Annotated in this window: 9 protein-coding genes; 5 read left to right on the top strand and 4 right to left on the bottom strand. The window is 66.7% G+C overall.

Going from position 1 to position 14,078, the window contains the following annotated elements; translation table 11 throughout:
- Nucleotides 1–5: 5 nt before the first annotated feature.
- Nucleotides 6–2,747, bottom strand: coding sequence for a nitrate/nitrite transporter (locus IEW24_RS04785; protein WP_188575895.1), 2,742 nt, complete (start codon nucleotides 2,745–2,747; stop codon nucleotides 6–8).
- A 223-nt stretch (nucleotides 2,748–2,970) separates the two neighbouring features.
- Here IEW24_RS04785 and IEW24_RS04780 point away from each other — a divergent pair, with 223 nt between their 5' ends.
- On the top strand, nucleotides 2,971–3,672 hold the full coding sequence (locus IEW24_RS04780) for a cyclic nucleotide-binding domain-containing protein (protein ID WP_188575893.1): 702 nt from the start codon (nucleotides 2,971–2,973) through the stop codon (nucleotides 3,670–3,672).
- Nucleotides 3,673–3,743: 71 nt separating this feature from the next.
- Here IEW24_RS04780 and scpC read toward each other — a convergent pair whose 3' ends face one another.
- Nucleotides 3,744–5,270, bottom strand: a complete 1,527-nt coding sequence (gene scpC / locus IEW24_RS04775; protein ID WP_188575891.1) for a succinyl-CoA:acetate CoA-transferase ScpC — start codon at nucleotides 5,268–5,270, stop codon at nucleotides 3,744–3,746.
- A gap of 617 nt (nucleotides 5,271–5,887) precedes the next feature.
- Between scpC and IEW24_RS04770 the strand changes: the two genes are divergently transcribed.
- A complete protein-coding gene (locus IEW24_RS04770) occupies nucleotides 5,888–6,586 on the top strand; it encodes an outer membrane protein (protein ID WP_188575889.1) in 699 nt (232 codons plus the stop codon).
- 243 nt (nucleotides 6,587–6,829) lie between these two features.
- On the opposite strand, the gene IEW24_RS04765 is transcribed toward IEW24_RS04770, so the two are convergent.
- Nucleotides 6,830–10,114: a hypothetical protein gene (locus IEW24_RS04765; RefSeq protein ID WP_188575886.1), complete on the bottom strand. Its 3,285-nt coding sequence runs from the start codon at nucleotides 10,112–10,114 to the stop codon at nucleotides 6,830–6,832.
- A 290-nt stretch (nucleotides 10,115–10,404) separates the two neighbouring features.
- Here IEW24_RS04765 and IEW24_RS04760 point away from each other — a divergent pair, with 290 nt between their 5' ends.
- The 3 genes from IEW24_RS04760 (at nucleotide 10,405) to IEW24_RS04750 (ending at nucleotide 13,028) form a co-directional block, all read left to right on the top strand.
- Entirely contained in the window at nucleotides 10,405–10,896 is a 492-nt protein-coding gene (locus IEW24_RS04760) for a MarR family winged helix-turn-helix transcriptional regulator (RefSeq protein WP_188575884.1), read from the top strand.
- Complete coding sequence (locus IEW24_RS04755; protein WP_244644159.1) at nucleotides 10,893–12,062, top strand: FUSC family protein; 1,170 nt, start codon at nucleotides 10,893–10,895, stop codon at nucleotides 12,060–12,062. Before IEW24_RS04760 ends, IEW24_RS04755 begins: the two co-directional genes overlap by 4 nt.
- A 153-nt stretch (nucleotides 12,063–12,215) precedes the next feature.
- Nucleotides 12,216–13,028 carry a universal stress protein gene (locus tag IEW24_RS04750; protein ID WP_188575882.1) on the top strand — a complete coding sequence of 271 codons (813 nt, stop codon included), beginning with the start codon at nucleotides 12,216–12,218 and terminating at the stop codon, nucleotides 13,026–13,028.
- 30 nt (nucleotides 13,029–13,058) lie between these two features.
- Here IEW24_RS04750 and IEW24_RS04745 read toward each other — a convergent pair whose 3' ends face one another.
- Nucleotides 13,059–13,952: a LysR family transcriptional regulator gene (locus IEW24_RS04745; RefSeq protein ID WP_188575880.1), complete on the bottom strand. Its 894-nt coding sequence runs from the start codon at nucleotides 13,950–13,952 to the stop codon at nucleotides 13,059–13,061.
- Nucleotides 13,953–14,078 lie beyond the last annotated feature (126 nt).

Here is a 14,078-nt window from a genome sequence, read left to right as displayed (position 1 = left end):
CTTGATTATTCGGCCGCAGCCGGCCGGCTGGACGCGCCGCGACGGGCGCGCTCGATGTCGTGGAGCAGGCCGCCCTTGCGGGTGTAGACGGCCCAGGTGAGGACGAGGCAGCTCACGTAGAAGATGAGGAAGGCCCAGAGCGCGGCTTCGGGGCCGCCCGTGAGGGCGATGGAGGTGCCGTAGCCCTTGGGGATGAAGAAGGCCCCGAAGGCGGCGATGGCGGCGGTGAAGCCGGTGATGGCGGCGCTTTCCTTCTCCGCCTGCTTGCGGCGGGTGTCCGGGCCGGCTTCCGGCATCAGCCGCTCCATCTCCCTGGTCATGATCGCGGGGATCATCTGGAAGGTGGAGGCGTTGCCGACGCCGCTGGCGAAGAACAGCAGCAGGAAGGAGGCGAAGAAGCCCCAGAAGGCGCCGGGCTGTTCGCGGATGCCGATGAACCACAGCACGCCCGAGACGCCGATCATCATCAGCACGAAGGCCCAGATGGTGACGCGGGCGCCGCCGTGCCTGTCCGCCAGCCAGCCGGAGCCGGAGCGCGAGAGCGCGCCGACCAGCGGACCGAGGAAGGCGAACTGGAGCGCGTTCACATCCGGAAACAGCGCCTTCGCCAGCAGCGGGAAGCCCGCCGAGTAGCCGATGAAGGAGCCGAAGGTGCCGGTATAGAGCCAGCACATGATCCAGTTGTGGGCGCGGCGGAAGATCACCGCCTGCTCCGCGAACGAGGCCTTGGCATCGGCGATGTCGTTCATGCCGAACCAGGAGGCGAAGGCCGAGAGGGCGATGAAGGGCACGAACACGAAGCCCGCATTCTGCAGCCACAGCGGCGGCTGCCCCTTCACCATGGCCGGATCGCCGCCCATCCATCCGAACACGCCCGCGGTGATGGCGAGGGGCACCACGAACTGCACCACGCTCACCCCGAGGTTGCCGAGGCCGGCATTGAGCGCCAGCGCATTACCCTTCTCCGCCTTGGGGAAGAAGAAGGAGATGTTGGCCATGGAGGAGGAGAAGTTGCCGCCGCCGAAGCCGCACAGCAGCGCGAGGATGAGCAGCACCACATAGGGCGTGTCGGGATTCTGCACCGCATAGCCGATGCCCAGCGCCGGAATGATCAGCGACCAGGTGGTCAACGTGGTCCACAGCCGCCCGCCGAAGATGGGCACCATGAAGGAGTAGAAGATGCGCAGCGTGGCCCCGGAGATGCCAGGAAGCGCGGCGAGCCAGAACAGCTGGTCCGTGGTGAAGGTGAAGCCCACCAGCGGCAGCTTGGCCACCACCACCGACCACACCTGCCAGATGGCGAAGGACAGCAGCAAGGCGGGGATGGAGAGCCACAGGTTGCGGCGGGCGATGGCGCGGCCGGTCTTCGTCCAGAACTCCGGATCCTCCGGCCGCCAGTCGGTGAGGACGGCGCCGGACGCCCTGGGCGTGGCCACCGGCTCGGGCAGGCCCTGCATCTCGGGCAGCTGCGGCAGGCGGGCGAGCACCGCGCCACCGGCCTCGCGCTCCATCTGCCGGATGGAGACGTGCATCCACACGAGGGCGCCGGACACCAGCAGGAACAGCGCCATGAAGCAGCTGGTCCAGAGGCCGGTGAGGTCGAGCAGCACGCCGAACAGGATGGGCAGAAGGAAGCCGCCGAGGCCGCCGATCATGCCCACGAGGCCGCCGACCGAGCCCACATGCGCGGGATAGTAGACGGGGATGTGCTTGTAGACCGCCGCCTTGCCCAGCGCCATGAAGAAGCCCAGCACGAACACCGCGACGGTGAAGCCGACGAGCCCCATTTCCATGTGGAAGGCGATGGGTCCGTTGAGGCCCTGCACCACATAGTCCGTGGGCGGATAGGACAGGACGAAGGTGGCGGCGATGCCGACCAGGAAGGTCCAGTAGAGCACGCGCCGCGCGCCATAGACGTCCGAGAGGTGGCCGCCATAGGCGCGGAACAGGCTCGCCGGCACCGAGAAGAAGGCGGCGATCATGCCGGCGGTCTTGATGTCGAGGCCGTAGACGTTGATCAGATACTGGGGGAGCCACAGCGCCAGCGCCACGAAGGCGCCGAAGACGAAGAAGTAGTAGATGGCGAAGCGCCAGACCTGCACGTTCTTCAGCGGCTCAAGTTCCAGCCACGCGCTCTTGGGGCGCACGCCGGTGCGCCGGCGTTCGGCCTGCACCGGGTCGTCGGTGGTGCTGAACCAGAAGATGGCGGCCATGACCACGAGGGCGGCGGCCCAGACCTGCGCCACCATCTGCCAGCCGAAGGCCACCATCACGAAGGGGGCGAGGAACTTCGTGACCGCCGATCCCACGTTGCCGGCACCAAAGATGCCCAGCGCCGTGCCCTGCTTGCCCGCCGGATACCAGCGCGACACATAGGCCACGCCGACCGCGAACGAGCCACCGGCGATGCCCACGCCAAGGGCCGCCGCCAGCATCTGCGGGTAGGTGGTGGCATAGGAGAGCAGGAAGGTGGCGACCGCCGCCGCCAGCATGGTGGCGGTGAAGACGAGACGGCCGCCGTAGCGGTCGGTCCAGATGCCCAGCACCACCCGGATGAGCGAGCCGGTGAGGATGGGCGTGCCCACCAGCAGGCCGAACTGGGTCTCGCTGAGGCCGAGTTCCCTGCGGATGGAAACGCCGATGATGGCAAAGATGGTCCAGACCGCAAAGCAGGTGGTAAAAGCCACCGTACTCATGGCAAGCGCGTTGCGCTGCTTGCCCCGATCGATGTCATGGATGGCTGGCATGATGCTCTCGCGCCGTTCGCGCATCTGTTGCGCGACCGCAAAGTCACGCCGCGAGAGAGCCACAACCTTGATCTGAATCAGAATTATTCAATAGAAGACAGGATTCATATAATAATTGACCGCCGTCTATACGGCGGTTGACATTAAATAACTGTCGATTTGACGTCTTTGATACTTTTGATTGATAATTATCAATCGGGTCACGGGAAGCGAGGCAAGGTCCATGCGTGTTGAGGATGCGGCTGCGGTGCGTGACCTGACTCTCTTCCGCTCACTGGGCGACGAAGCCTTCGCGCAGCTGATGGACGCGGCCTATCTGCAGCGGTTTCCGCCCGGCGTGGTCCTGATCAGCGAGAACGAGCGGGCCGATTTTCTCCATGTGGTGGTGGAGGGCACGGTGGAGATGTTCGCGACCAGCCACGGCCGGGAGACGACCATCGAGCTTATACGGCCGGTCGGGCTGTTCCTTCTGGCGGCCGTGCTCAAGGATCAGATCTACCTGCAATCCGCGCGGACGCTCGCCAAGTCACAGCTGCTGCTCATCCCCGCCGAAAAAGTGCGCATGGCGATGGAGAGGGAGCTACCTTTCATGCGTGCGATCGTCATGGAGCTGGCCAGCGACTATCGCTCCACCATCCGCGACCTGAAGAGCCTCAAGCTGCGCACCTCCGCCGAGCGGCTTGCGAACTGGCTGCTGCGGGCAGAAGCCGAACAGGGCGGCTCGGGACAAATTGAGCTGCCCTGCGAAAAGCGCACCCTTGCGGCCCGGCTGGGCATGACGCCGGAAAACCTCTCGCGCGCCTTCGCCTCGCTATCGGCATATGGCGTGCAGAGCAAAGGGAGCATCGTCGCGATCTCGGATCTCTCCCGCCTTTCGGACTTCGCGGCACCCGATCCCTTGATCGACGAGCGTGACCCTTCATAGGCAACAGTTTAGTCGGCTCCCGGCTCAAATGCCGCCATCCGGGTCCGCACAGACGAAGAGCCGGTCACGCCTCATGCGGTGGCGGCGAGGTGCAGGGGCTCGACCATGCGGCCGCCGTCGCGGGCACGGATGTGCCAGGACAGCGCCTCTTCCAATATGTGCGGCGTGTGCCCGCCGCGCGCCGTGGCACGCTCCACATAATCGCTCAGCGCCTCGCGATAGAGCGGATGTACGCAATTGGCGATGATCTCCCGCGCCCGCTCGCGCGGGGCCAGTTCGCGCAGGTCCGCGAGGCCGATCTCCGTCACCACCACGTCCACGTCATGCTCGGTATGGTCCACGTGGCTGGCCATGGGCACCACGCTGGAGAGCGCCCCGCCCTTGGCGGTGGACTTGGTGACGAACACCGAAAGATAGGCATTGCGGGCGAAATCCCCCGAGCCGCCGATGCCGTTCATCATGTGCGTGCCGTTCACATGGGTGGAATTGACGTTGCCATAGATGTCGAATTCCAGCGCCGTGTTGATGGCGATGATGCCGAGCCGGCGGATGATCTCGGGATGGTTCGACACCTCCTGCGGCCGCAGCACGAGGCGCGGCTTGTAGCGGGTGATGTCCGCCATCACGGCTTCCGCCTTCGGCTGCGAAAGGGTGATGGAGGAGCCGGAGGCGAAATTCAGCTTGCCGGCGTCGAACAGGTCGAAGGTCGAATCCTGCAGCACCTCGGAATACATGGTCAGGTCGCGGAACGGGCTGTCGATGAAGCCCATCATCACCGCATTGGCGATGGTGCCGATGCCCGCCTGCAAGGGCAGCAGCCGCTCGGTGAGCCGGCCGGCCGCGACCTCCCCTTCCAGGAAGCCCATGAGATGGCCGGCGATTGCCGCGGTCTCCGCGTCCGCTGGCATGGCGTTCGAGGGGCTGTCGCCGCGATCGGTGATGACGATGGCGGCGATCTTCTCCGGCGGCACCGGAATGAAGGGCAGGCCCACGCGGCTGTCGGGGCCGACCACCGGGATCGGCTCGCGGAACGGGCGCCTGGTGGGGATATAGATGTCGTGCAGCCCCTCCAGCGCGAGCGGCTGGGAGACGTTCAGCTCCACGATCACCTTTTCCGCGAGGATGGCGAAGGAAGCGGAATTGCCCACCGAGGTGGTGGGGATGATGCCGCCATCGGCCGTGATGCCCACCGCCTCCACCACCGCCACGTCGATGGGGCCGAGCTGGCGGGTGCGCAGATGCTCAACAGTCTCGGACAGATGCTGGTCCACGAACATCACCTCGCCCGCATTGATGGCGCGGCGGAGCGCGGGGTCGGACTGGAACGGCATGCGGCGGGCGAGCACATGGGCCTCGGCCAGCTGCTTGTCGAGATCATTGCCCAGCGAGGCGCCGGTGATGAGGCTGATCTTCAGCGGATGGGTGCGGGCGCGGGCGGCGAGCGCCAGCGGCACGGCCTTGGCCTCACCCGCGCGGGTGAACCCGCTCATGCCCACCACCATGCCGTCATGGATATGGCTGGCGGCCTCTTCGGCGGAGACGATCTTCTCGCGCAGGGAAGCAAGACGGATCCGGTCGCGGGCAGACGTGTGGGGCATCGGGCTCTCTCTGTTCCTTAGGAACGGGGGGAAGCGGCACCATAAGGGTGCGCGGGGGCCCACTGGAATGGTCCCAAGGTCGTAAAAACGCGCCGGTACACGCAAGGCTGCCCTGCGGCAGGTGCGGGCGGGAGGACGGACCGGAGCGCACACCGCCCCGCCGGCCCCGCGGACAGGCCGCGCCGCGCGCTCCACCGCAAGGGAAGGCGCTCCAATTCACTTGAATATTGTGTCAATTGAGCCGGCATCCGCAGCGGCAGGAGGCCTGACGTAGCGCAAGATGACGCAGCGACATCCGACGACGAAAATGGGGCAAACACGCTCGGCCTTGGGCCAAAATATGTCATTACTGGGAATTGATCTTCGTTCCTCGTCGTGCAACGATTTATTTACGCTGATTGTCCACTGCGCAAAAAAGCAAGATCGATCAAAAAAGACAATCTGAAGCGATTATAAAGTCAATATCATACCTTTTTGCGCGTTATGGCTGCAATCGTCCTTGCGATTACAACCAATGACGCCGGACCTGCTTTTTCCTGTTGCCGGCTCGCAACAGCGTTCTCGGATGGATCTTGTAAAAGAGGGGCCATCGGGGGCTGGTTCAAAAGGTAATAAACATGAAGCGTCTTCTGCTCTCTTCCGCCATTGCCATGGCGATCGTTGCTCCGGCCTCCGCGGCCGATCTCGCCACCCGCTACCCGGTGAAGGCTCCGGTCGTGGCCGTGGCCCCGGTCTTCTCTTGGACCGGCTTCTACATCGGCGCCAACGCCGGCTTCGGCGGCGGCGACAAGAACTACACCTTCTCCGACCTGTCGACCTCGTCGTCGAACGCCTCGGGCTTCATCGCCGGCGGCCAGATCGGCTACAACTTCCAGTTCGCCAACAACGTGGTGCTCGGCCTTGAGACCGACATCCAGTGGTCGGGCATCGAGAGCGACGTGACCTCCGCTTCGGCCGGTTCCGTCACCTCGCTGAACAACTCGCTCGACTACTACGGCACCGTGCGCGCCCGTCTCGGCTACGCCTTCGACCGCGTGCTGCCCTACGTGACCGGCGGTTTCGCTTACGGCAAGACCAAGACCGAAGCTGCTGCTCTGGACGCGACCGGCCTGTCCTACCTGGACGGCTCCGAGACCAAGACCGGCTGGACCGTTGGCGGTGGTATTGAGTACGCTCTCACCAACAACTGGACCATCAAGACCGAGTACAACTACGTCGACCTCGGCGATAGCGACTTCGGCAACATCCTGACCGGCGGCGGCACCGTGGACAACAAGTTCCACACCGTCCGCGCTGGCGTGAACTACAAGTTCTGATTGAACTTTCCGGCCGCTCCCCTGGGGCGGCCGGGCACCGTCCGGCGCGTTGTGTAACTGCCGGACGAGCTGATTGAGGCCTGCGGTCATCGCCCCGCGCGGGGTTCGCAGGCCACGTTTTCGACGAATACCAGAACCCCCTTGTCCGGCTCGGCTGCCTTCCTGGCGCCGGGCCGGACTTTTATCCGGGGCAGGTCGCGGCGGAGCCGCGCCCAGACAACAGGTAGCGGCCGGAGCCGCGCCTCAGACGACGGGCGCCAGCGGCGTGATGCGCATGGCCAGATCGTTGTAATCGAAGTCCGATCCCCGCGCGGCCGTCACGTCCTCGAACGCGAACGTGTTCTCCCCATACATGCGGATATATTCGTAGCCGCCCGCATGGGCATGGCCCACCACCAGCACGTCGCCATGAGGCGTCAGCAGCACCGGGGCATAGAAGCCGTCCGTGCCGGCCACCGTCCAGCTGGCGCTGAAGGCGGTCTCGCCGCCACGCACGAAGGTGGTGCCGCCGTCGAAATTGGCCAGCACGGCGGCGCGGAACGCATCGGTGTCGCCATAGGCCACGCCACCGACGCTGTAATGGCCGGCCCCGTCGGTCTCCATATGCACGAAGCCGAGCGTGTTGGTGTTGGCGCCCGAGCCGGAGATGTCCAGCGACAGCGTCTCGCCATGGGTGAGATAGAGCAGCGGCAGGTCGGTCTCGTTCTGCGTCTGCGCCAGCTGGGCAGCGTCGGTCAGATCGTTGAGCGTCTGCGCGGTGAGCACCATGCCGCCCACGATGATATGCGCCGTGCCGTCGCTGCCCGCCGTGACCATGGTCATCGGGGACATGTCCACGCTGCCGTTTCCGCTCTCGACGGCGAAATGCAGTTGCAGGCCGGCGGCAAGATGCAGCTGCTGCAGGCCGCTGAAGAGCAGCTGCCCGCTATCGCTGACGATGACGCCGATCTTGCCCAGCGTGGCATCGGCCAGCGTGACGCCCGCGCCCGTGTGGCCGTCACGGCCGACAAGGTTGCCGAGGGCATCGGTGGCATAGAGCAGCAGCGTCGAATCCTTCGGCAGCGTCGAGCCGGAGGCGGACGCGGAGAAGCGAATCCAGTTGCCATTGACGCCCGGCGCCACCGTCGTGTCCAGCTCCAGCGCGGCGCCGCTGGCGCTGAGGCCGAGGGTGGGAATGTTCACGGTGAACGTCACCTGTGCCGAAGTCGGCGCCATCTGATAGGCCGGCGTGATGCCGCCGGGCAGGTATTCCGTCATCTGGGCGGTGTAGGTGCCGTTGCCCAGCTTGAGCGTGGGCGTGAACCACAGCCCGTCGATATCCACGAGGGAGAACAGCTGCGTGTTGTAGGAACCGTCGGTTTCGGCCACCGACACCAGCGCCGTGTTCTGCGCCCCCACGCGGTTGGTGTAATGGGCCACGGGCGGGGCGAGGCCGCCGTGGCTGGCATTGTCGGCGGCGCTCCACCAGTTGGAGGGGTCCGAGCCCGACCAGCTGAAGGCGAGCTGGCCCGAGCCGGTGGCGGCCGCCGTCATGGCGACGGGGGCGGCGGTGGAATTGAGCGTCTGACCACCAAGCGCCGCGAAGGCGCCGGAGGACATATCCCCCACCACCGGCGCGAAGGGCTGGACATAGCCATTGTGCAGGTTGGCGAAGGCGGTGGCGTTGGTGGAGAGCGTCAGGTCCGTCAGCAGCGCCGGATTGAGCGATGAGCCGCTGCCGTTGAAGAAGGCGATCGCCAGATTGCTCGCGGTGGCCGAGCCGATATGGGCCAGCCCGTCGATGGCCGGCGCGGTGGCGGAAAAGCTGCCGCCGCTGGCGCTGACATAGAGATTATAGGTCTTGACCGTGGTGGCGGCGGTGTTCTGGACCACGATCTGGTACCAGCCCGTGCCGCCGTCCGGCAGCGGCGGATTGGTGATGTTGATGGAGCCCGCCGGCTGGCCGGCGTTCGCCCCGTTGGCCGACCAGGTACCGTTGTTGTTCACGATGGTCCAGGTGTCCCACAGGGTGTTGCCATTGGTATTGTTGGCCGAGGAGAGCATCACCTCCTGCCACACGCCCGCCGCCGTCTGGAAGCGCAGGGTAACGGCGGTGTCGCTTTCATCGAGCACCACATAGCCGTCGGAAAAGCTCAGCGAGATGTTGGCGCCGCTGGTGGTGGCGGACACCGGCGTGTAGGGGCCGGCGATGTAATTGTTGATCGTCGGCGTCACATAGCCGGCCGGCACGTCCGTGGCGTCGAACAGATCGTACAGGGTGAGGTTGATGGTGCTCACATTGGTGCTGGTCGCCGCGTCATAGAGCGAGATCAGCGGACCGCCCTGATCGTACTGGCTCATCACATTGTCGGAATAGTTCGAGCCATACGAATTGGAGTTGGCGTAGAACACCGCCGAATAGTGATCCCAGAAGTGCGCCGCCGCGCCATAGTTCACATTGTTGCCGAAGGCGTAGGTGGGGTCCCAGTTGATGCTGTTGTTGAGGTGGACGGGGGTCGTCACGCCGCTGTTGAGCGGGGTTCCGAGGGCGCCGAAATAGCCGGCGGAGAAGCCGGTGACGAACTGGGTGAGAACCTCGCCCCACTGGTTGTTGGCGCCGACATTCATCGCGTCCGTGCCGGAATAGGCGATGGTGTAGGGGCTGGCGTCGGTCTTGTTCTGGTAGACGTAGGCGGTGCCCAGTGTCTGGTAGATGCTGTTCTCCAGCTCAGCGGGCGTGATCTGGATGTAGCCCTTGATCTGGCTCTGGTCCGTGGGCGAGAGCCAGAAGGTGCCGGTGGTGCCGTCGATATTGGCGTGGGTCGGATCCCAGGTCAGCGTGTAGGCGAAATAGCCGGCGTTGTGCCAGGCGTTGTTGGCATCCGGCGCGCCGTTGAAGAGGCCGGAGACGATGAGGCCCGGCTCGCTGGTCTTGAAGCCCTCCACATAGGCGCTCCAGTCGGAGGCCGGGAAGGCAGTGGAATCGCCGGCTGGGGCATTGATCATGCGGCCGAGCCCATCCAGCGCCCCGCCCACCGAGGCGAAGGTGGAGGAGACGCCGCTCGCCGTGCCCGACAGGGCCGAGAACATGGCGGCGCCGGAAATCTTGTAGCTGGCGCTCTGGCTGCCCACGGCCAGTTCCATGGGCAGGCCGAAGCCGTTCACCGAGGTCAGGTTGCCCGCATCCCCGGTGGTGCCCGAGAGCGTGAACTCGAAGCTGTCATAGCGGTAGTTCAGCGTCGTGGCGCTGGCGCTGCTGATCTGGGACTCAGTGGTGATCGCCGTGGAGATATCGGTGCTGGTATCGGAGGGGTCGCGATCCTGGATCAGGAAATAGATCTTGCCGCCGCTCATCTGCGGCAGGTCGATGCTGGCGGTGCCACCCGAGAGGGCGGCGGTCGCCGCGCCATTATCCACCAGCTGCGTGAGATGGCGGGTGCCCGAGGCATCCCAATAGACCGCATAGGCATAGATGCCGTTATGCGTGCCGGCACCGGCGTAAAGCGTATCCTGAAGCTTGGTCGAAAGCTGAAGCGCAAGCGTCGTCATCGGGTCCCCCACCCTTCCCACGGCATTCACGGCCATGCTGCACGCCGAGGCTGCCCCGGAGCTGCCACACCATGGTAGTTGCCCCCGGCACCAATTCCAGAGCCGCCGCGCCAAAATGTGCACATTTTTTCGCGAGCGCGACTGGGCTCACGTTTGCGCACGCCGCCCCCACCTGCGTGCCGTTTCCCCAGTCCTGCCAAGGCTTCCCATCAGGTCTTCCCCGCGATGGCGTCCGCGCCCTGCATATGATTTGAATTGCAATTCAATCTAGTTTCTGTTTCCTCAGCGGCATGACTGCCCCCGACACGCCAGCCCCGGACGCCCCCTCCCCCCGCCATCGGTTCGGCATCCGCTTCTCGCTGCTGGCCCGGCGCTGGCGGCGGGCGCTGGATGCGCGGCTCGCCACCCTCGGGCTCACCGATGCCACCTGGGTGCCCCTGGTGCATCTGAAGGAGACCGGCGGCGGCCTCACCCAGAAGGAGCTGGCGGCGCTGGTGGGCATCGATGGCTCCAGCCTCGTGCGCCTGCTGGATATCCTCGGCCGGCAGGGACTGGTGGAACGCCGCCTCACGGCCGCCGACGGCCGCGCCCGCCTCATCCACCTCACCGTCGAGGGCGAGAAGCGGGTGGCGGAGATCCGGCGCGAACTGATCAAGGGCGAGGAGGAGATGCTGGCCGATCTGACGGACGCCGAACTCGCCCGCATGCTCGCCCATTTCGACCGCATCGAGGATCGTCTGGCAGCGCTGACGGAGAAGCGCGCGGCGGAGGCCGGCCAGTGAGCGACACGCCCGCCGGCGCCTTGCATCCCACCTCGCGCCCCACCTTGCCCGCCGCCCGCCGCCGCGATGCCGTGCGGGCGCTCGCCGGGCGCCCGCAGTTGCGCGAGAGCCTCGCTTTGTCCGCCCAGCCCTCCCTGCGCAACTCGGCCCTCGCGGGCGTGCAGGCGGCCCTCACCGCCGCCATCGCCTTGCCGCTGGTGGTTGCCTCCCCCTTCGCCCATCTGGTCGGCACTGCGGCGCTGGGCGCGCTGGTGGCCCTGTTCGGCCGCTTCGCCCCGACGCGGCAGCGCAACGGCATCGTGCTGCGCGCCGCTCTGTGCCAGATCCTCGCGGTGCTGGTGATGTCGGGTGCCGCCGCGCTCGGCCTGCCCATGATCGGACAGCTGGTGCTGCTGGCGCTGGCCTGCGGCCTGTTCTTCCTCGTCGCGGTGAGCGCCCGCTTCGGGCCGCCGGGGGCGCTGATCTTCGTGTTTGCTGCCGGCGCCGCCATGGGCCATGCGGACAGCGCCGCCGCGGTGCTGGAACAGACGCTGGCGGTGGCGCTGGTGGCGGCGCTCGCCCTCCTCATCTGCGCCGGCACCGAGGTCTTCCGCCGGCAGGCCAGCCCCGATGCGCCCTTTCCGGTGGAACCGCCGCGCCCGCTCTCCCATCGCCTCGTCGCGGCGGCGCGCATCAGCCTCGCCTGCGGCCTCTCCGCGCTGGCGGCTCATGCCTGCGGCGCCGATCACCCCGCCTGGGCGGCCATGGGCACGCTGGCGGTGATGCAGGGCACCCACCTGCATCTGACCATGACCCGCGCCCTGCAACGCATGGCCGGCACCATGGTGGGCGCCGGTCTGGTGTGGCTGATCCTGCTGCAGGAGCCCTCTGTATGGACGGTGATCGCGCTGGTGGTGCTGCTGCAGGTGGCCACCGAGATGATCATCGGCGTCAACTATGCCCTCGGCCAGATTCTGGTGACGCCCATGGCCCTGCTCATGAGCACGCTGGCTTCCCCGCAGGGCACCGCGCTCCGTCTGGCGGGTGCCGCCATGGCGCCCGAGCGGGTGCTGGACACGCTGGCGGGCGCGCTCATCGGCATCGTGCTGGCTGTGGCCTGCTCGTCCCTGGACGATCGCCTGCACCTTGCCCGCCACCATGCGGGGCGCAGCGCTCCAACTCTTTGATAAAGACTGCCTTGCGGCTTGGATTGCGAAGCAATCGAAGCCGGACATGCTCCAGGCGGGCGCACCATCTTTTTGCGCGCGGGGAATGCCGGTATAAGCGCCTGCCCCTTCGTCAAGGCGGGGCGCTTGTCTTCCCGCGCGCAGGATCCGGTCGTGACGTCTCCCATCCTCATCGCCACGGACCTGACCGCGCGCAGCGACCGGCCCCTCGACCGCGCCGCGCAGCTGGCGCAGCAGCGCGGCAGCGGGCTGGTGATCGTGCATGTGCTCGGCACCGGGCCGGAGGAGGTGGAAGCCGCCCGCGCCGCGCGCGCCCGGCGCATCCTCATCCGCCAGACCGAGCATCTGGGCACGCCCTTCGACACGGTGCTGGAAGCCGGCTCGCCGCCGAAGGTGGTGGCGGGCGCGGCCGAGCGCCGGCAGGCGGCGGTGATCGTGGTGGGCGCGGCGCGCTACAATCACGTCACCGATTTCGTGCTCGGCACCGCCGTGGACTATCTCGCCCGCCATGTGGCCATTCCGCTTCTGGTGGTGAAGGAGCGGCCGAACGCGCCCTATGACGGCATCGTGGTCGGCACCGATTTCTCCGATCGCTCGGCACACGCGCTGCTGGCGGCGGCCGACCTCGTGCCGGACGTGCGCATCACTCTGGTGCATGGCTTCGCCCGGCCCTTCGCCACCCGCATCGGCGCGGAGACGGCGCGCGAGGTGGGCCATGCCTGGGCGAGCGCGGAGATGCAGAAATTCCTCAACCGGCCGGAGCTTGTGCCCCTGCACGGCCGCATCGCCCCCCGGCTGGTGGACGGTCCGCCGGATCTGGCCATCAACCTGTCTGCGGACACGCTGCGCCATCCGCTCGCGGTTCTGGGCGGGCGCGGCCGCAGCGCCGCCATGCAGGCGCTTCTGGGCAACCACGCCGCCGAGCTGATGGGCACCATCGGGCATGACGTGCTGCTGGTGCGGTGAGCCTCTTCAGGCGTGATCCCGCGGAGCGCGTCAGGCGCGATGGCGCAGCGCCTCCAGCAGCGCGGAAAAGGCCGCCGTGGGCTGGCGGCGGTTGGGATAGAAGATATGCAAGCCCTCGCAGCGCACGCTCCAGGGCTCCAGCACCTCGATCAGTTCGCCCCGCGCGATGGGCTCCCGGGTCAGGTCGTCCGGCAGATAGGCGAGGCACAGGCCATCGCGGGCCGCCTGCAGGCCCGGCATGATGCTGTTGTAGGTGAGCTGGCCCTCAACACGCACGCTGAACGGCTTGCCGTCCTTCTCGAACTCCCACGCCCACAGCCGCCCGCTGGTGGTCAGCCGCAGCCCGGCGCAATTGTGGCCCGCAAGCTCGTGGGGGGTCTGCGGGATGGGGTGATGCTCGAAATAGGACGGCGCGCCGACCAGCGAGAAGCGCCAGTCGGGGCCGATGCGCACGGCGATCATGTCCTTGCCCAGCAGTTCGCCCTGACGGATGCCGGCATCGATCCGCTCGCCCACGATGTCGGTGAGCCCGTAGTCCAGCAGGATCTCGATCCGGATGTCCGGATAGGCCCGCAGGAAGGGCACCAGCTTCCGGTGCAGATGATGTTCGCTGACATGATCGGTGCAGGTCAGCCGGATGATCCCCGCCGGACGGTCGCGCAGCTCGCCCAGTGCGGCGACCTGCAACTCGATCTCGTCCAGCAGCGGGCCGACGGAAGTGAGCAGCCGCTCGCCGGCCGCCGTGAGCGCCACCCTGCGCGTGGTGCGGGTGAACAGGCGCACCCCCAGACGCTCCTCCATGCCCCTTATGGTGTGGCTGAGCGCGGAGGCAGACAGGCCGAGCCTGTCGGCGCCACGGGTAAAACTTTCCTCTCGGGCGACTGCCAGGAAGGCGGTCAGGTCGTTGAAATTCGCGGCGGGCACTGTTGAATTCACCTCAGGATTGAGGCGGGATTATACACGGGCACACCCTGCCGAAAAACGCGGGGGTCCTCACGATTGCGCCATCCGGCCCCACATCTCACAGGCTTGTCGGCCCGTTGGGCGGGA

The organism is Azorhizobium oxalatiphilum, from assembly GCF_014635325.1.
In the GTDB taxonomy this organism is placed as follows: domain Bacteria; phylum Pseudomonadota; class Alphaproteobacteria; order Rhizobiales; family Xanthobacteraceae; genus Azorhizobium; species Azorhizobium oxalatiphilum.
Note: the sequence above shows the minus strand (reverse complement) of the source record. Positions and strands in the feature narration are given on the sequence as shown.